Below are 19,691 nucleotides of genomic sequence, written 5' to 3'. Positions count from 1 at the left end.
CCCCTTAAGAATCGTAATGGACACGTTTTTTCCCAGCTACAAATTGTATAAAGGTGAAAATCAGTATAATACCAAATAATACATATGCAGCTGCACTTGCCTGTCCCATTCTCTGTTCACCATAGAATTTTTCAAAAACATAATAAACAACTGTCAAACCACTATTGTTGTATGGACCCGGGAGTCCTGAATAAAGAACAAAAATTTCAGAGAACACTTTAAATGCACCAATCATAGAAACAATTAAAATAAAGAATGTTGTTGGAGAAAGTAAAGGCCATGTTATATAAGCAAATTTTTGCCATGTTGTTGCGCCGTCAACCTCTGCAGCTTCATAATAACTTTTATCTATATTTTGAAGTCCTGCAAGGAAAATTATAGAGTAATATCCTACCAGTTTCCATATAGAAATAATAGCTATTGTTGGAATTGTCCATTTTTCATCCTTTAACCATAAAACTTTATCTACGCCGAAAAATGACAGAATGTAATTTAACAAACCATTGTCATTAAATATCCATTGCCAGACCAATGAAACGGCAACAACACTAGTTACAAAAGGGATAAAGTATATAGTTCTAAAAACAACTTTTCCCCTGATTTCCTGATAAAACAATAAAGCTATTATTAAAGACAAAAATATTGTTATAGGCATTGATAATAACACGTAATAACTTGTATTCCATATAGCTTTCAAAAAGTCAGCTTCTTCTTTTGCCATACTTAAATAATTCACAATTTCTGGTATTTTTATAAATTTTATTCCGACAATATAAATAATTAAAAATAATATTAATCTCAATAATAATTTATCAGGTGTTCCTTCTATTTTTTTCATTGCAGCAATTGCGACATATGAAAAAGCGAGCCATAGAAATATAATCCATTGAAATTGATAATTAATATAGTTCCAAAGAATAAACGTAAATAATCCTAAAATAGAATTAAAAATTATAAAACTTTTAATTTTTTTATCAGGAATTCTTCTCAAATCCAATAAAGTATTCAAAAAATATGCTGTAAAAAATACTATAAAAAAAGTACCTAAAAAAGCAACATTAAATGTTAAATCAACGGGATGTTTTAATTTAAAAAGTTGAGTATAATTGTCAAAACCTATAAACTGAGGGTTTGCCTGATTTTTAAAATCCCATTTGAAAAAACTCAAAACAAATGAATATATAATAGGCCAGAAAACAAAAATAGATAAAATAATCATAGATGGTAAAATATATAAATATGCAGTTAAACTTTCGCGTGTACGTCTCCATGCATGTGGAGAAAGAAAGTATCTGGATACTTTCATAAAAATTACCAATAATAGGGCAATAACAACACCTATAACAGGAATAAGAATCTCAGCTGGCATATACTTTCCTCCAATCAACCAAAAATTTTGTAACACCTATTTTACCATATTATATAATAAAAAGTCAATTTTTATTTATTTCAATTTTTCCGCTAATTTTATTAATTGACTTACTATTTCATCAAATGAAGGTCTTTCAAATGTTCCCTGTTTTAGAAATGCATTGATATTATCAATTTCCCTTTTTGCAATATCAATTTTTTTGTTAGTTCCCTCTTTATATGCGCCAACTTCTATTAAATCCTTTGCATCATTATATGTTGCCATAATGTCCCGAACCGTATAAGCAGCATCAAGGTGTTCAGCCGAAACAACAGATGACATTAATCTGCTTATACTTGATAAAACATCTATCGCTGGATAATGCGAAGATTCTGCCAATCTTCTAGATAAAATAATATGTCCATCTACAATACCTCTAACAGTATCAGAAATTGGTTCATTAAAATCATCGCCTTCAACCAGAACAGTATAAATTGCAGTTATACTACCTTTATCAGAATTACCGGCTCTTTCCAATATTTTAGGTAATTCCGCAAAAACACTTGGAGTATATCCTCGTGTTGCTGGGGGTTCGCCTATTGAAAGCCCTATTTCTCTTTGAGCCATAGCCCAACGTGTTAAAGAGTCTACCATTAGCATAACATTATATCCGAGATCTCTGAAAAACTCTGCAATAGTAGTTGCGCTGAGTAAAGCTTTGGTTCTCATCAAAGCTGGTTGATCAGAAGTTGAAACGACGACAATTGAACGTTTTAAACCTTCTTCGCCTAAATCTCTTTCAATAAATTCTCTAACTTCTCTTCCTCGTTCACCTATTAATGAGATTACATTAATATCAGCAGATGTATTTCTTGCAATCATACCCAATAATGTACTTTTTCCAACACCACTACCGGCAAAAATTCCGATTCTTTGACCCTGCCCAAGGGTTATTAAGCCATCTATAGCTTTAACTCCAACAGATAAAGGATTTTCTATTTTATTTCTTATTAAAGGATTTGGAGGCGGAGAATATATAGAACGATATTTTTCAATATGTAGGGGCTTTCCATCTATTGGTCTTCCTATTCCATCTAAAACTCTTCCTAATAGGTTTTGAGTAATTCCAATTGATACCTTTCTGTTTAATTTTTTTACCTTAGCTCCAACATAAAGGCCATGAACATCTTCAAAAGGCATCAATAAAACTCTATTTCCAACAAAACCTACAACTTCACATAGTGCAGTATTTCCATCTTTTAATGTTATAGAACACAAATCGCCAAGAGACACATCTGGTCCCCTGGATTCTATAACAACGCCTGTAATCCTATCTACAATTCCTTCCAGCGAAAAAAAATCTAAAGCGGTAATTTTTTTGCTTATATTTTCATAAATATCATTATAATTTTTCATCATTTAATTCTTCCTCAATTATAGTATTAACCTGCTTAATAATATTATCTTTATTAATAATAATTTTTCCCATATCCGTATGTACAGAAAGAGAAAAATCCGGCAAAGTGATATCTTCTATTATTTCAATATTATCTAAAGAGTCAAATTTTTCTATCAATTGTGAGTAATTATTTATAATATTGGAACTAACATGTATTTTTATTTTATCAAAATTAATAAATTTTTCTATAATTTTATTTAATGAATTTTCTATCCATTTTGGAGAAGATAAAATTTCAATATCCAGAAATTTATTGATCAATAGTTTTAATATATTAAATAAAAGTATTCTTGCATTGTATAGTTCTAAATTTATAGACTGTTCAAAAGAGGACAATAATTGATTGAGCTGTTGTGAATATTGCTCAATCAATAAATTAAGCTCATTTTCCGCCTGTTCTTTGCCTTCTCTTCTTGCTTTTTCAATTTCTTCAGCATAGGCTAAATGAGCTTCGTTAATAATATTTTCTGCCTCATGTTTTGCATTTTCTATTATTTCTGAGGCTTTTCTTTCAGCATCTTCAATAATTTTTTTTGCAATTTCTTCAGCGCTTTCTTTTTCTAACTCCTGTGTATTTTCTGGTGATTCAAAAATAATATATTGGCCTTTGATTATTTTTCTATTAAACAATTAATTCTTCTCCTCCTCCACCAGCAATAATAATTTCACCGGATTCTTCTAATTTTCTGATAATTGCAACAATTCTTTGCTGTGCTTCATCAACATCTTTTAGTCTGACAGGTCCCATAAATTCTAATTCTTCCACAATCATTTGACTTGCTCTTTGGGACATATTAGATAGAATTTTATCTTTTAATTCTTCTGATGCACCTTTTAGTGATAGCGTTAAATCACGAGTATCAACTTCTCTGAGTATTCTTTGAATAGTTCTGTCATCAAGTTTGAGGATATCTTCAAATACAAACATTTTCTTTCTAATTTCTTCTGATAATTTTGGATCTGATTCTGATAATCTATCAAAAATATTTTTTGATACGGTTCTATCAATATTATTCATAATTTCGGCAGTTGTTTCTATTCCACCAACTTGACTGAATGGTTGGGCAGCAAATGATGATAATCTATCTTTCATACGACTTTCCACCTCCTTAACAACATCTGGGGTGGCTCTATCCATAATAGAAATTCTTTTAATTACGTCAACCTGAAGATCCTCAGGCAAGCCAGCAATAACCTGCGCAGCAGCAGATGGTGGCAGATAACATAATACCAGTGCAACAGTTTGGGGATGTTCATTTTGTAAAACATTTGTAATTTGAGCAATATCGATTCTTTTTAAGAAATCAAAAGGTTTAACTTGTAAATTTGTAACGAGATTTTCAATAATTTTAATTGCCTGTTCAGGACCAAATGCTTCCTCAAGCAATTTTTTGGCATAATCAACGCCACCTTCTTTAATAAATTCTTTTACTTTCATCAATTCAAAAAATTCATTTAAAACTGCGCTTTTTTCTTCATCAGATATTTTTCCCAGATTGGCGACTTCCAGTGTCAGCATTTCCACCTCTTCTTCATTTAATTCTTGTAATAATTTTGAAGCTCTATCTGGTCCAACTAAAACCACAAGAATAGCTGCTTTTCTCAAACCTGTAGTAACGTTACCTTTTTCTGCAGCCATAAAATCACCTCTTTATTGATTAATCCAGTATTTTAATATTTCGACAACATCATCAAGACTTTGATCGACTGTTTTTTCAAGTTTTTCAAAAATTTTTTGATCTTCACTAATTTCTGTAGTTTTCGGTTCAATTTCCTCAATAATTCTACTTGCAGCTTCTTCGAGTTTTTTCTTTCTTTCAATAAGTGTTTTTCTTGCTTTTCTTTTCTTATTAACATTTATTATTCCGATAATCAACAATATTAAAACAAAAATAAAAATTACAGAAATAATGGTTATAGCAGTAATTGTTTTAGCCCTTTCAGACTGTTGAATAATCTTTTGATATTCAGATTCTAAATCTTTGTTAAATTTGGTGAATAATATATTAATATTAGCAGGAGTCGCACCAGTAGCAGTTGAAATAGCGCTTTTAATCTGAGCTTTAGTGGTTTCATTTTCTGGAATAGGTGACTTATCTAAATCTATGAAAACAGTAATGGATTTTTGAGCAATCTCGCCATTTTTATCTTCCGTAACCTTTTGGTATATTTCATTGAAATCGTAGTTTGTAATTGTTTTCGACGTTTTATAAGTATCGCCATTTTGATTGTCTGGTGTTTGTGTGGTATAAGGAGGAACATTTGAATCTACACCTGGAACATTTGATATACCTGAAAAATTCTTTCTTTCTTCAGATTCTTTTTGTTCACTAACAATAATTCCTGTATTTTTATTAACAGGTTGAACTTTTCTTGCTTCTTCTTCTATTTTTTGCCAGTTTAATTCAACTTCTGGAATAACAACAATGGCTCCCATACCGAAAACTCTTTGTAATTTATTTTCTATTTTTTCTGTATAATATTCTTCTATTTTTCTTTTTAAATCAAATTTTGTAGCTGCATCAGCAATATTACCTTCTGATATAACCTGAGCGCTTAAATTTCGAGAATTATTATCGACTACCTTTACATCTCTAGGATCAAGATTTTGTACAGCGCCTGCAACAAAATCCATTATAGCTTTAACCTGCGCAGAGTCTATTGTAGCACCAGGCTCAAGAAATAATAAAACAGAGGCAGTTGGTTTTGATTGTTCAGCAGGAGTATAATAAGTTCTTGCAGGCAGAACAATATGTACTCTTGCATACTGTATGCCCTTCATAGTTGAAATAGATTTAGATAATTCACCCTCAAGAGCAATCTGATAATTTACCTGTTTATCATAACTTGTTGCTCCAAAACTCTGTTTTTGAAGCAATTCATACCCCTGTATTTGATTTCCCAAAACACCATTTAAAGCTAATTTCATCCATAGTTCATATTTGTTGTATTTTTCAGGCACCTGAATAGAACCGCCTGGACCAACCTTATATGGAATATTTAACTCTTCTAATTTCGATATAATTTTTCCACCCTGTTGTTCGTCAACACCACTTATTAAGACCTGATAATTAGGTCTTAAGTTTAATATAATTAAAATTGTTAACAAAAATATAACTGTTGCAATTATGATAGAATATATAATTTTTTGATTTGGAGAAAAATTTTCCCAATAATCTTTTATAGTTTGAAAAAAACCCATGAACTCACCTCTAAAGACTCATATAAATACCAATTCTATAATCAGAATTTAGAATTATTCCGAATTTTATGTCGTATACAGAAAAACCAGTAATAAAGATAAATTTATCATCTATATAAGATTTTATCCATATTCCATTTTTATACTCAATGTTCAGATAATAAGAATTCATAAATTTTAAGTTATTTAAAGATAATATATTTTGTGACCAGGGATAACCAAGGCGTAAATAGAGGTTTAAATTATTTCCATATGATGAACCTATTGAGAAATCGGATTTTGGAAAATACATCAAACCATAGGTAATATTTAATTTGTTAAATTTAGTGGAATAGTTTTCTTTGATAAAAGATAAATTTTGAGTGGAATAAACTTCAAAATTTTTATAAGCAAGTCCGGAATATGTATTTAGTTCAAAATAATTTAGCGATACTTTTCCATTAATCCCAATTAAAAATGGAGAGTAAATTTCGGTATTCTTATAAAATTTTTGAGCTTTTTTTACTTTTTTATAATAATTCAAACCTGAAGAATTTATTCCTCTTTTTAAAACAGATGTTGGTCCCTGATAATAGGCTGCTATTTGCTGTTTTTCAGATTGAAAAATTTTATATAAATAACTATGATAAGCAGCGGCGCCAGTTAGGTTATCAATTGGGTTAAATAAATTATGAATACCAAAATCCTGTGCAACTATAGGTTTTAACTGTAGAAGTCCAACGGCATGACTTGAAGAAATAGCATGTGTATAATAATTAGACTCAACATACATCTGGCCTCCTATTAACTTTCTATCCTGTGACCAGACGTAATTCAGTAATTCAGATGAACTCATATAAGAATATTTTCCTAAAAATGTGTATTCAAAATTCAAAAACATGGAGTCTGTATATAACTCCATGTGTAATCCTGGTTTATAAAAAATCTTATTATATATATCAATTTTTTCTGAAAATGAGAATATAGAAATAAAAAGAAATATTAGAAAAAAAAACCTTTTCACCTATAATTCACCCAATAAAGATAAAATTATTTCAGCTATTTTTTCACCAGTTTTATTTGCTATTTCTATAACTTCCTCAGCTGTGACTGGTTTTAATTCATCCGGTACAGCTTTATCAGTAACAGCGGATAGACCTAAAATTCTTATTCCTCCATGATTTGCAACAATAACTTCAGGAACTGTAGACATTCCTACTAAATCAGCACCAAAATTTCTCATCATTTTTAATTCAGCAGGTGTTTCAAATGTAGGACCGGTAATACCAAGATAAACACCGGTATATACAGGAATTCCTAATTTCTTTGCTACGGATATAGCTTTTTCTGTTAATTCTCTATCATAAGGTTCACTCATATCAGGAAATCTTGGTCCCCATTCTTCACAATTTTGTCCAATTAATGGATTATCTCCCATAAAGTTAATCTGATCTGTTATTATACAGGGATTACCAACTTCAAAATTTGGATTCATACCACCAGCAGCATTTGTTACTATCAGGATTTTTATGCCTAATTCCTGCATAACTCTAATTGGAAATGTAACTTCCTTCATAGTATATCCTTCGTAATAGTGGAACCTTCCATTCATTAACATAACATTTTTTCCAGATATACTGCCAAACATCAATTCGCCTTTATGACCAGGTGCTGTTGAAACAGGAAAATTCGGAATATCGGTATATGATATACTTAATGAATTTTCTAATTTTTCGGAAATTCCGTGTAATCCTGATCCCAATACAATTGCAATTTCTGGTTGATTTGATATTTTTTCTTTTATATATTTAGCAGCTTCTTTTACATTCTTTACATATTCGTTAATATCATTCATAAAAACACCTCCAGAGATAATAATAACATTATATATTATATCACAAATATTATTCTACATAACCAATAAATGGTAAATTTCGATATTTTTCTTCGTAGTCAAGTCCGTAACCAATAACGAAATAATTATCTATTTCAAAACCGGGAAAGTCTACATTTATTCCGTGATCATGAGCATTTTTTATAAGGAGAGAGGTTAGTTTTATTGAAGCAGGATTTTGCTTTTTAAATTCATTGATTAAAAACCTAATTGTATTGCCAGTATCCACAATATCTTCAATAAGAAGTATATGCTTTCCTTCAAGTGGTTCGTTTGTCCAGCTATTTACGGTTATTTTACCTGTTGAAGATGTACCGCCATGATAGCTTGAAACCCTTACAAAATAATATACCATATCATGATTTATATGTTTAACTAAATCAGAAAAAAAATGAACAGAACCCTTTAATGCACATACAGCAACAATCTCTTCATCAATATTTTTATAATATTCTGTTATTTGCTTTCCTAATTCTTTTGCCTTTTCAAGTATTTGCTTTTCAGTCAATAATACCTTTAATTTTTTTGGATTAATCTCCATTTAAATCCGCTCCTTTCTTACTGAAACTTCACCAGCATAAATTTTCTCTATTTTTCCATCAAAATCTATTTCCAAATAATCACCATGTATTGAAACAATTTTACCACGTTTTTCAATACTTTGCGATATTACTTTTATAAAATCTCCATGTCTAATGTTAAGATTTTTTATCCATAACTTTGTGAAAATGGAAATTTTATCTTTTTTAAAATATTTTAGATAATATTTATAATATGCTGTCGAATTAATCTGTTTTAACAACTTTTTTAGATTTAACTCTTTGTTTTTTTCTTCAACATAGCTTGTAGCTATGTTTTTTAAATCATCTGGAATTATATTATTCACATTTAGTCCAATTCCAACAATAATAGCAGAAACGATGTTGCCAGTATAAATACCCTCGCCTAAAATACCACATATTTTTTTATTATTTACCAATAAATCATTTGGCCATTTTATAACTGTTTCAAGTCTATATTTAGATAAAACATATTTAATAGACATGGTGTATAACCTTACATAATGCCAGGGATTCATGGGTCGATTTTTTGGTTTAAATAATACAGAAAACCATAAACCTCCCCTTTGGGATATCCATTTTCTTTTCATTCTACCATAACCACCTGTTTGTTTAGAAGCCCAGACTATAGTTTCAGAAGGAAGTTTTTTCCAGTATTTTTTTAAGTATGCATTGGTTGAATCTATTGTATCAAAATATATAATATTATCCCCTATTATTTTTGATCACTGCCTTCAATGGGTTTAAAAACATTTTTTATTTCAGGAAAAATACCATTTTTTACTTCTTTTGAATAATTTTCAATAGCTTCTTTAAATAAATCAAAACCATTCAAATATTTTTTTAAAAATTTAGGTTCAAAGTCTTTATTCAGACCAAGAAAATCGTGCCATACTAACACCTGCCCATCACAAAATCTTCCAGCACCAATGCCAATTGTTGGAATAGAAATAGATTCTGTAATTTTTTTTGCAACAGGTTCTGTAACCATTTCTAAAACAAGAGAAAATGCGCCAGCATCATCAAGTGCAACAGCACTTTCTATAAGTAAATCTTCTTCTGTTTTTGTTTTACCTTTAGAAGAAATACCTATTTGTTTATATGATTGCGGGGTAAATCCAATATGACCCATTACAGGAATTCCGAATTCTACCATTTTTTTTATTAAAGGAGCAACATTATAACCTCCTTCAAGCTTAACTGCATCAGCTCCAGCTTTTAATATTAATCCGGCATTTTTTATTGCTTCACTTTCAGAAATTTGATAACTCAAAAACGGCATATCTCCAACAACAAATGTATTAGGAGCCCCTTTTTTTACAGCTTTTATAAAAATTAACATTTCATCCATACCTATTTTGATAGTATCCTCATTACCAAGCATAACATTAGAGGCAGAATCTCCAACTAAAATCACATCAATTCCAGCAGCTTCTGCAATTTTGGCGCTGATATAATCATAGGCTGTTATCATTGCGATTTTTTCTTTATTTTTCATTTTTAGTATTTTTTTTATACTCATATCATTCATCCTCCTTAATTTTATAGAGTAAATCTATAAAAAAATCATAAACTTCAACATTTCCAAAAATTTTATTAAATTCTTCACGTTCTTTGTTTATAGTATATGTATCATTTCTTGAAACAGGGCCAGTTAAAGCGTCTTTTAAACCTTTTTCTTTTATATTATTTAAAGATATAATGGAAAGGTCAATTAAATGGTTAATAGTATCAATTTCAATTTCATTATATAAAACCTTTGACATTTTAATTAATCCATAAGAAAAATTAGAAGCTATAACTGCAGCCAGATGATATAAAACTTTTTTATTTTGTGGTATTATAACATATTTTCCATCTAAAATATCAATTAAATTTTTTGCATATTCAATTCCTTTAGAATTTCCTTCTATACCCCATACTATATTCTTTAAAGCATCACATTTTAAGGGTGAAGAAAACGGGAAATTAGGATGCATAGAAAAATGAGGAATATCACCAAAAAAATTTGAATCTAAAATACCACTGCAATGTCCAACCGCTTCTATATTGCAATTTTTTATTTCAGCCCATACATTTTTAATTTTTTCATCCTGTGTTGTTATTATAACAATGCCAGAAATATTACTTTTATCATCATCTTTGGAAAATAATTTAATAGAAATATTTTTCTTTTTAAAACAGTTGAATAAAGTTTTTCCAACCCTACCTGGTCCAATAATATTTATCATAATAACCTCCTGAAAATTTTTTGTCATTTATATTATAACATAGGCTGTCTAAAAAGTCTCAAATGAAACGAAGGTTCGAAGATTGCCCTTAACGCACCTACGGTGGATTATAGGTTTAAAAATTTTGATTTTAATTAAAAAAACATTTGAGCTATCGCTCTCCTTTTCCCTTAGATTTTTTATCCTAAAAAATCTAAGCGTGAATGAAAGCCGTCAAAAAAACAGGACGTTTTTTTGAGTGAAGCTTTTTCATGGATGAAAAATCTGAGCGACGGCTGAGAATGAATAATTTTAAGGATAAGCAATCAAGCTGCCTGAGTGAATTTGACTTTTTGGACACCGTAATTATAACATTTAACGCCTCACTATTTTAGTGAGGCGTTGATAATTTTTTACATATAAAAAGTATAATTTGACTTTTTGGATGGTTATCATACTTTAAATCTCTTAATAAGATTTTTAAATTCATTATCAACTTTGTTTAGTGAATCCATATCAGAGCTTATTTCGTTTGAAATATTAACAAGGTTATCAATATTTTTTGTTATCCCATCAATATTATCAACAACATTTTCTATTGCCTGACTCACAGAAGCAATAGACTTTGAAATTTCCTCAGCAGAATAACTTTGATTGGATGACATATCTGTTATTTCTTCCATCATATTACTGATATCACCAATTTGTGTCAATATATCTTCTAATTTTTTACCAATTTCATATACTCGTGATTCAGCGTTTTTGGAAGTTTGAACAACATCGACAATTTTATTATCAATTTCTTTTACATAATCTGTAGTGGAATTTAATATTTCTGCTATTTTATCTGTTGTATTTTTGCTTTCGCTCGCTAAAGATCTGATTTCATCGGCAACAACGGCAAACCCCTTTCCAGCTTCTCCTGCCCTTGCAGCTTCTATCGCAGCGTTTAATGCAAGTAAATTTGTTTGTTCTGCTATTGATAATATATCATTTACAATTTCGCCGATATTTGTTGTAAATTTTGATAGATCTTTTACTTTTTCTGCTGTTTCAGTTACACCATTTGTTATTTTAGAAATAGAATCAACGATTTTTTTAATATCTTCTTTTCCTTCAGAAGCTGATTTATTAACGTTTACAGAGATATTCGCAGCATTTTGAATTAAATCAGATACATTTTTTGAAAGTTCAGCAACCTTTTTTGCTTCATTGCTTACTTCATTAACAGAAGTAAATGTATTGTTAGCATTATTATAAATTTTATCAGCTTTGTTGTTTAGTTCAGTAGAAGTTTTGCTTAATATACCGGATATATCAAATAATGAAGATATAATATTAGACAAATTTTTAGATGAGTCTATAATCTTTCTGACAACATTTCTCAGAGAATTTACAGTATCTTTTACAGACAAACTAATCTGTCCAATTTCTGATTTTTTATTAAAGCCAGATACTTTAAAACGCAAATCACCATTTTCGACCTTTTTTAATTCATTATTTAGGATTTTTATCTCACGAGAAAGCATATTTCCAAGAAATACTGAAATAAAGAATCCAGCAATAATAAATGCCAAACCAATATATATTAAAAATTGAAATGTGTTGTTTTTTTCTTTTATAATAGTGTTTTTTGATTTTTCTGTTTCACTGTTTAATTTGGCTTCAACATTTTTAATAGTTTTCTCATAATTGCTTACTATGGTTTTAATGTTTTCATCCAGTTTGTTTAAACTTGTTTCTTTCTGAGAAGTCATCTCATTATTTATATCATTTAGTTTTTCTGTCATTAAATTTCCAATAATAGAATCTATATTACTTTTAAAGTCAGTTATAGGAGCTTCTGTATAAAAAACAAATTCCAGGTTTTTCACCTTAATATTTTGTGCAGCTTCAACCTTGTTTTCTTTGCTATAAACACCAATTTTAAAGGATTTTTTTTCATTGGAATATGGATATATAACCTTTCCATTTTTTTCCAATAAATAGACTTTACTATTATTTGACAGAGGTTTTAAAGCAGTTTTTATAGTTTTTAATAAATTACCAGTTAATGTCAGTATTCCTTTAAATTCTCCTGCAATAAATATAGGAGTACTTATATTAAAATCAAAGGTTTTATAATCGAAATCAGAAATTACAAAAGACCCTTCTTTGGCTTTTTCAATATTTGAAAAGAATTTTTCATCAATATAATCTCCAGAATCAAATATTATATCCGAATTATTATCAACTTCCAATAAAATAGCTCCGCTATAATCTGTAAGTATGAACTTTTTAAATACAGTATTATTACTATTATTTGTAGTTATGAAAAAGGTACCTATATCATTTCCAATAGATTCAGCAGATCCTAAATCAAAATCATATAAATCGTAAAAGTTTTTTATTGATGGTAGCATATATAAACTTTCAACATAGTTATAAATCTGAGTTTTAATATCGCTTTCTATAATTTGTATTCTGGATTTTAGTTTTTTAGAAATCTCAGAAAGAGCCAATTTTTCTGCCTCGTTTTTTAATTCATTTATAATAGTGTTATTGAAATCATCAAGGTTTTCTTGAACAAAAGTCTGAGTGTTATTTACAATATTTTCAGTCTCTTTTTTTATTGTAGTATTCATAAATGTTTCTGTTTGAACTTTCATATCAGAAAAAGCTGTTGAAATTGTATTATTTACAGAATCAAAAGAATCCTCTATAACATTTATTATTTTTGTCATACCCTGATTATATATAGATAAAATAATAGTAACCATTATCAGAACAACAATCAGAATAGATAGAATAATCTTGCTTTTTAAAGTATTTATCATATTTATATCAACTCCTTAAAAAACTACGGCTACTTTGCAACATTATTTATAAACTCATCATAAATTAAATCATTTATATCAATTTTTTTCCTTGATACTTTGTATTCATACATAGTTTCATTAACTTCATTCCACACATTTCTATTAAATGTTCCTATTAATTTTTCTGATTTTAAACCAGATTTGACTAATTTTATAACTTCTGTAGCCTCATACAATAAATGATCTTTTGATAATTTTTGTGTATTATATTTATTTAAAATAATATCAACAATTTTTTCTTTGTTATTTATAGCATATAACCAGCCTTTATATGTAGCTTTAACAAATTTTTTTACAATATCTGGATGGCTGTTTAAGTAAGATTCTGAAACAAATAATGTATCTCCAAAAAAGTGAATATTATAATCGGAAGGTTTAATAACATTGACTTCAAACCCAGCTAATCTTGCTAAATTTGGCTCGTTTGTTATATATACAGGAATTACATCAAATTCCCCTTTATAAAATGAGTCCATATTAAATGTCCATCTTTTAAATGTAACATCTTTTTTTGAAAGTCCGGCTTTTTTCAACAATAATTGAGACTCTAAGTAAGAGAAACCAGCGCTACCTAAAATTTTCCCTTTAAAATCCTGAGGTGTTTTTATTCCTGAACTTTTTAAAGACATAAAACTTACAGGTTCTTCCTGGAATATAACCATAATAGCTTTGATTTTTTTTCCAGCAGCTTTTGTTTGGATAATATTAGCCCCTTCGAGACCAAAATCCACTTTACCAGTAAGCACATTTTTCAAAGGACTTACAGTTGGTCCTCCCTGTATTATTGAAACATCAAGACCTTCTTCAGAGTAAAATCCCATTTCTTTTGCTGCATAAAATCCTGCAAATTGAAACTGATGAAACCACTTTAATTGTAACGTTATGTTTTCTGAAAATCCTAAAACACCAATAATTAAGAATAAAGAAACCAAAAAAAATGTTAAAAAGTTCTTCATCTTATTCCCCCCTTTAAAAATATTTGTGTTTTTAAATTTTTGTACAATCTATTTTTAACTCTTTGAAAAATTTGCTTATAGTAATTATAACATATCATTATATATTATGCAATAAAATATTAGTTTATTTGGATTTGATGTGATTGAGAATTAAGATAAGTGAAATATGGTATAATTGTAATAATAAATAACAGGAAGGTGAAGAAATGAATAAGTTTTTAATAGTAATTGTACTTTTACTTACAACAATATCTTTTCCTATATTAAAGGTTGGAATAGCATTAACAGAGCCTTATGCCTACTTTGAAGAAACCACAGAGGGATATTTGCTAAAAGGTATAGATATTGATATAATAAAGATGCTTTCTAAAGATTTAAATGAAAAGGTCGATATATATATTTATTCTTTTCCAGATCTAATAGAAAATGCATTGAATGATATGGATATTATAATAGGGGGTATTCACATAACCGATGAAAGAAAAAAATATATCAACTTTTCCATACCCTATTTAACAACAGGTCTTGTTATTCTAAAATTAAAGGATAATAAAAATAATGAATTGAAAACTTTTGCTGTAAAAAATGATTCAACGGGATATAAAACTGTTTTGAGCTGGAAAAAATCTGGAAAAGATATTATTTATACCGTATATGAAACCAATGAAGAATGTTTGAATTCTATTTTAAACAAAAATGCAGAAGGGGCTTTTTTTGATTTGGTGAATGCAATATATTTGATGAAAAAATATCCTATTGAAATATATGGTGAGCCTTTAACAAAAAATGATGTAGGTATAGGTGTAAAGGATAAAGAGCTTTTAAATAAAATAAATATGTCAATCTTAAAGTATAGACAGAAGAATTTAATAGGGAGATAGATATGCAGGATAAAACTACTATCAGTAAATGGTTTAAAAAAAATTTAAAGATAATATTTTTTTTAACATTTTCAATAATGTATTTTATATGGATCATATCAATGATCCTTATTGTTCATATAGAGATAGATAAAAGAATGGAGATACAATATAATAAAATTATAAAAACCATAGATATGCAGAAACAAAGAATTCTTAACGAAATAAAATTTATTACTCAAACTTATGCATATTCAGTAGATATAGAAAACTTATTAGAAAGCATAGTAGAAAAAAGCTCTTATATATCAGCTGTTATTGATTATAAACCGTTTATGGATATAAAAAATTCAGCATATCCAAAAAATATAAATCCAGAAGAAAATATTAAAGAAGCAATAAAGAGAAAAGCAGAAAATCTAAAAAATGGAGAATATATATTTATTGATAATGAACATTACATATGTTATGTATTTCCATATTTTTATAAAATGGTAGAAAATTATAATATATTTCAGGGAGTGTTAATTTTTAAAATATCAAAAGAGTCGTTATTAAATGAGATAAAAAATCTTCTTGTAGAAGGAGAACAAATCTTAAAAAATAAACCAGAGAAAATATTTGGAATAAAGTATAAAAATTTTGAATTTTATAATAATAAATATTATTTCATAATAAATTTGAGAAATAGAATTTTTGTATTTTTTGAAATGCTACTTTTAGGCTTAATAATAATAGTTATAATGTATTATATTATAAAAAAATTTGAAATGAAATATTTGAATAAAAATATAATAAAGCCACTTGAAAAGTTTTCAAACTACATTAAAACATCAAAATATGAAATCTATAATGAAAATTTCGAAATTCAGGAGTATGAAAATCTTAAAAATGCATTCAATAAACAGATAAAAGAAATAAACAACAATATTTTAAAATTAGAATCAGCATATGAAGAGACAACAGCTATGAATGAAGAATTAACATCTATGAATGAGGAATTAAATGATTTAAATAACAATCTTGAAACGTATATAGAACGTTTTAACAATATTATGAAAATAATAAGTTCTTTAAGTTTAGAAGATATAGAAGAAAAAGATTTTTTCAATGAGATATTGAATATTTCTGTTAAGTTAATTCCTGGTATTGAATATGGCAGTATTTTGGTAAAAAATAAAGGATATTGGAGTTTTGTTGCAACACTTGGCCATGATTATAATATATTAAAAAAAGTAGCATTTCCAGAAGAAATCTTTATACATCCTGAAAAAATAATGATAAAGGAAAACTTAATGGAACGAGATGAATTATTAATGGAAAAAAAGTATTATGAAATATTAAAAAAGGGTTCTAAACCATATAAAAAGAGTATTTTATGTCCAATGAAAATAAAGGATATAATTATTGGTCAATTAACATTAGATACAAGTAAGGATATTGACTTTTCAGAAGAAACACTTAAATTGATAGAATCATTAAGTATAATCGCAACAACTTTTGTAAGACTGAAAAGAATATCAAAAGAAGAAGGTGTTTTTCATAAAAATATAATTCTTGTATTGATAAAAGCGCTTGAATATTATGACAAATATACCAAAGGTCATTCTGAGAGAGTTGCAAAATATTCTACAGAATTTGCAGAATTTTTGAATTTAAATAAAGAAGAAATAAGAAAGATATATTGGGCAAGTATAACACATGATATAGGTAAGTTTTTTATACCTCAAACTATATTAAACAAACCAGAAAGATTAAGTGATGAAGAATTTGAAATTATAAAAAAACATCCGGTTAAAAGTTCTGAGTTATTATCAAGTAATGCATATCTTGAAGAGTATTCAAAAATAGTAAGGCATCATCATGAAAGATGGGATGGAACAGGCTATCCAGATGGCTTAAAAGGTAAAGAAATACCATACATTTCAAGAATTATAACATTGGCAGATAGTTTTGATGCAATGATTACAATAAGGCCATATAAAAGAGCTTTAAGTATAAGAGATGCCATTGAAGAAATAAAAATAAATTCTGGAACACAATTTGATCCTATTTTAGCATCTAAATTTATCGAATTTTTGAGGAGGAAATATCTGTGAAGATAAAGGTAGAACCATTTGAAAGAATGAGAAGATTTGAATATATTGTTCCTTTAATATATATTTCTTTATTGATTATAGGTATTTTTATGGTGAGAACAGCGACTTATGGCGAATATATAGAAGATAATTATTATAAACAAATAATCTTTTCCATTTTAGGAATAATAGTTTTTTTCTTTACATATTTTTTGAAAGAAAGAATTTTGAAAAGTATAATACCTCATTTATATGGTATAACATTATTATTATTAATATATGTATTGTTTTTCGAACGGGCAAGATATGGTGCCAGGCGCTGGATAAGGATAGGTCCCGTTGGAATTCAACCTTCTCACTTATTTTTAATGTTTACGCTGGTTATTTTAGCGAAATATTTATCAGAAAAAAATAAAAAAGCATACTATATATTATCCTTTACAACATTAATAGGTCTTGCATTGATTTTTAAACAACCTGATTTAGGTATGACATTATTCACCTTTACATTATGGTTTTTATTGACATATGTTTCAGGACAACATGAAAAAACCTGGAAAACATCTTTATTTTTAATGTTGTTTTCAATGCCATTTGCGTTTTATTTTATGCAAGATTATCAAAGAGCGAGAATAATAGGTTTTTTGTTTCCAGAAAAAAATGCAGCAGGTGTCGCATATAATACATTACAATCAATTAAGGCAATAGGATCTGGTGGATTATTTGGAAAAGGATATTTAAATGGTTTTATGAACCTGTCAAACTTTGTTCCAGAAGACCACAATGATTTTATAACAGCTGTAATTGGTGAAGAATTGGGTTTTTTAGGAATTATTTTGATTATATTTTTATATGCTTTATTAATTTATAGATTATATATATACGCTCAAAAAACAGAAAGAAAATTCTGGAAATATATATATTTTGGGACAATAGTAATTATATATTTGCACGTGTATGAAAATATTGGTATGAATCTTGGAATAATGCCTGTTACAGGAGTACCTTTGCCATTAATTTCATATGGTGGAAGTCAAATAATAACATTTTCCTTTTTATTGGGATTGGCAACAAAAGGAATTGCAACAACAGAAATTTTTACGGAGGATAATTATCTGGACAATGAATAAAAAACTAAAGAATAAAGGATGATTTTAATGATTAAAATATATGTGATAGGAAAACCCAAAACAAAGTTTATAAAAATGGGAATAGAACAATATTTAAAGTGGAATAAAAAATATGATAGAATTGAATTGGTAGAGTTACCATTATCAAATGATTTAAATAAAATAACAGTTGAAGAATATAAAAATCAGGATAAAATAAAATTTGAAAAATATTTTTTACCCCAAGTTTTTAAAGTTGTTCTGGATGAAAAAGGAAAACAATTAAGTTCAATAGATTTTGCAAATAAGATTGAAAAATGGAGAATAGGAAGAAAAAATATATCATTTTTTATAGGAGGACCTTTAGGGCATCATGAATATATCAAAAAAAATGCGGATTTTTTGCTTTCAATTTCAAATATGACCTTTACACATGAAATGGCAGTTTTATTATTATTAGAGCAAATATATAGAGCATTTAAAATAAATAACAATGAAAAATATCATTATTAGGAGGGGAATATGCATAAAAGGATCTTTAAAAGATTAGAAAATTACAAAGCAGTTGAAGAATATTTTAAAGATGAAATAAAAGATGAAAAGGCTTTAGACGTAATGAAAAAAGTTTTATTTGATGAGGAAGATGAAGCTTATAGTCTCATAGAAAATGAAGATAGTATAAGATTTTTGAAATTCTATCGTTCTGGCAGTTGTGAATTATGTTACGAAGAATATATTGACAAAAGCAAAGAAAAATTTGAAATGTGGAAAAAAAATCCTCCAAATTTTAGAGATCAAACACTGCAGTTAGAAATTATAATAGAAGTAAAAGAGAAATAAAAGAATATTTAATAATAAATCGGGCGAAATTGCCCGATTTATTTTATTTCCTCAATATACTTCGCTTCTTTACCAACAAAAACGATTATATACTTTTTCATCGTTTCATTTTTTGTGTTTAATTCATATGATTTCTTGTATTTTTCTATTTGTTCTTTTGCCTGTTTTATTTTCATTTTTAATTTTTCTTCTGTGTATCCTTTTTGTTTTATGTATTTTACTTCTATTATCGCTTCATATGGCACTTCTTCGTATCTTTTTATCATTGCTATTTCTATCTCCCCATTTTCTTCTGGTTATTCCATTTTTACCATTGCCTATTGCGTTCATACTAA

At 27.9% G+C, this 19,691-nt stretch carries 19 protein-coding genes; 5 read left to right on the top strand and 14 right to left on the bottom strand.

Features of this window, described 5'->3' with window-relative positions:
* Nucleotides 1–4 precede the first annotated feature (4 nt).
* The 13 genes from X274_RS06665 to X274_RS06605 all read right to left on the bottom strand — a co-directional run bounded on the left by X274_RS06665 (nt 5) and on the right by X274_RS06605 (nt 14,469).
* Nucleotides 5–1,306, bottom strand: coding sequence for a carbohydrate ABC transporter permease (locus X274_RS06665; protein WP_047266069.1), 1,302 nt, complete (start codon nt 1,304–1,306; stop codon nt 5–7).
* A gap of 138 nt (nt 1,307–1,444) precedes the next feature.
* Complete coding sequence (gene fliI / locus X274_RS06660; protein WP_047266068.1) at nt 1,445–2,767, bottom strand: flagellar protein export ATPase FliI; 1,323 nt, start codon at nt 2,765–2,767, stop codon at nt 1,445–1,447.
* Entirely contained in the window at nt 2,754–3,440 is a 687-nt protein-coding gene (locus X274_RS06655) for a hypothetical protein (RefSeq protein WP_047266043.1), read from the bottom strand. The genes fliI and X274_RS06655 overlap by 14 nt, the downstream gene beginning before the upstream one ends.
* Nucleotides 3,433–4,449: a flagellar motor switch protein FliG gene (fliG, locus tag X274_RS06650; RefSeq protein WP_047266042.1), complete on the bottom strand. Its 1,017-nt coding sequence runs from the start codon at nt 4,447–4,449 to the stop codon at nt 3,433–3,435. The genes X274_RS06655 and fliG overlap by 8 nt, the downstream gene beginning before the upstream one ends.
* Nucleotides 4,450–4,461: 12 nt before the next feature.
* Complete coding sequence (gene fliF, locus X274_RS06645; RefSeq protein WP_047266041.1) at nt 4,462–6,012, bottom strand: flagellar basal-body MS-ring/collar protein FliF; 1,551 nt, start codon at nt 6,010–6,012, stop codon at nt 4,462–4,464.
* A 10-nt stretch (nt 6,013–6,022) separates the two neighbouring features.
* Nucleotides 6,023–7,015: a lytic transglycosylase domain-containing protein gene (locus X274_RS11590; protein WP_052913222.1), complete on the bottom strand. Its 993-nt coding sequence runs from the start codon at nt 7,013–7,015 to the stop codon at nt 6,023–6,025.
* Nucleotides 7,016–7,846, bottom strand: coding sequence for a purine-nucleoside phosphorylase (locus X274_RS06635; protein WP_047266040.1), 831 nt, complete (start codon nt 7,844–7,846; stop codon nt 7,016–7,018). It abuts the gene before it with no gap.
* Nucleotides 7,847–7,895: 49 nt separating this feature from the next.
* Nucleotides 7,896–8,426, bottom strand: coding sequence for a hypoxanthine phosphoribosyltransferase (gene hpt / locus X274_RS06630; RefSeq protein WP_047266039.1), 531 nt, complete (start codon nt 8,424–8,426; stop codon nt 7,896–7,898).
* The gene (locus tag X274_RS06625; RefSeq protein ID WP_255350149.1) at nt 8,427–9,146 is read right to left on the bottom strand and encodes a biotin--[acetyl-CoA-carboxylase] ligase; all 720 of its coding nucleotides are present in this window, start codon (nt 9,144–9,146) and stop codon (nt 8,427–8,429) included.
* 14 nt (nt 9,147–9,160) lie between these two features.
* Nucleotides 9,161–9,967, bottom strand: a complete 807-nt coding sequence (gene panB / locus X274_RS06620) for a 3-methyl-2-oxobutanoate hydroxymethyltransferase (RefSeq protein WP_047266037.1) — start codon at nt 9,965–9,967, stop codon at nt 9,161–9,163.
* A 1-nt stretch (nt 9,968) separates the two neighbouring features.
* Nucleotides 9,969–10,676, bottom strand: a complete 708-nt coding sequence (locus tag X274_RS06615; RefSeq protein WP_052913221.1) for a DUF2520 domain-containing protein — start codon at nt 10,674–10,676, stop codon at nt 9,969–9,971.
* Between the two features lie 431 nt (nt 10,677–11,107).
* Entirely contained in the window at nt 11,108–13,471 is a 2,364-nt protein-coding gene (locus X274_RS06610) for a methyl-accepting chemotaxis protein (protein ID WP_047266036.1), read from the bottom strand.
* A gap of 29 nt (nt 13,472–13,500) precedes the next feature.
* Entirely contained in the window at nt 13,501–14,469 is a 969-nt protein-coding gene (locus X274_RS06605) for an ABC transporter substrate-binding protein (RefSeq protein ID WP_047266035.1), read from the bottom strand.
* 206 nt (nt 14,470–14,675) lie between these two features.
* Between X274_RS06605 and X274_RS06600 the strand changes: the two genes are divergently transcribed.
* Genes X274_RS06600 through X274_RS06580 form a run of 5 tightly spaced genes read left to right on the top strand, consistent with a single transcriptional unit; the run spans nt 14,676 to nt 19,356 of the window.
* The gene (locus tag X274_RS06600) at nt 14,676–15,350 is read left to right on the top strand and encodes a substrate-binding periplasmic protein (RefSeq protein ID WP_047266034.1); all 675 of its coding nucleotides are present in this window, start codon (nt 14,676–14,678) and stop codon (nt 15,348–15,350) included.
* A gap of 2 nt (nt 15,351–15,352) precedes the next feature.
* The gene (locus X274_RS11585; protein ID WP_052913220.1) at nt 15,353–17,428 is read left to right on the top strand and encodes an HD-GYP domain-containing protein; all 2,076 of its coding nucleotides are present in this window, start codon (nt 15,353–15,355) and stop codon (nt 17,426–17,428) included.
* Nucleotides 17,425–18,537 (top strand): FtsW/RodA/SpoVE family cell cycle protein, encoded by a 1,113-nt coding sequence (locus X274_RS06590; protein ID WP_052913219.1) that lies wholly within the window; start codon nt 17,425–17,427, stop codon nt 18,535–18,537. Before X274_RS11585 ends, X274_RS06590 begins: the two co-directional genes overlap by 4 nt.
* A 27-nt stretch (nt 18,538–18,564) precedes the next feature.
* Nucleotides 18,565–19,029 carry a 23S rRNA (pseudouridine(1915)-N(3))-methyltransferase RlmH gene (locus tag X274_RS06585; RefSeq protein ID WP_052913218.1) on the top strand — a complete coding sequence of 155 codons (465 nt, stop codon included), beginning with the start codon at nt 18,565–18,567 and terminating at the stop codon, nt 19,027–19,029.
* Between the two features lie 9 nt (nt 19,030–19,038).
* Nucleotides 19,039–19,356 (top strand): hypothetical protein, encoded by a 318-nt coding sequence (locus X274_RS06580; RefSeq protein WP_047266032.1) that lies wholly within the window; start codon nt 19,039–19,041, stop codon nt 19,354–19,356.
* A gap of 38 nt (nt 19,357–19,394) precedes the next feature.
* Here X274_RS06580 and X274_RS06575 read toward each other — a convergent pair whose 3' ends face one another.
* The gene (locus X274_RS06575) at nt 19,395–19,634 is read right to left on the bottom strand and encodes a PD-(D/E)XK nuclease domain-containing protein (RefSeq protein WP_255350148.1); all 240 of its coding nucleotides are present in this window, start codon (nt 19,632–19,634) and stop codon (nt 19,395–19,397) included.
* Between the last annotated feature and the right edge of the window lie 57 nt (nt 19,635–19,691).

The organism is Marinitoga sp. 1155, assembly GCF_001021175.1.
In the GTDB taxonomy this organism is placed as follows: domain Bacteria; phylum Thermotogota; class Thermotogae; order Petrotogales; family Petrotogaceae; genus Marinitoga.
The sequence above is the reverse complement of the archived record's forward strand: the minus strand, read 5'-3'. Positions and strand labels throughout refer to the sequence as shown.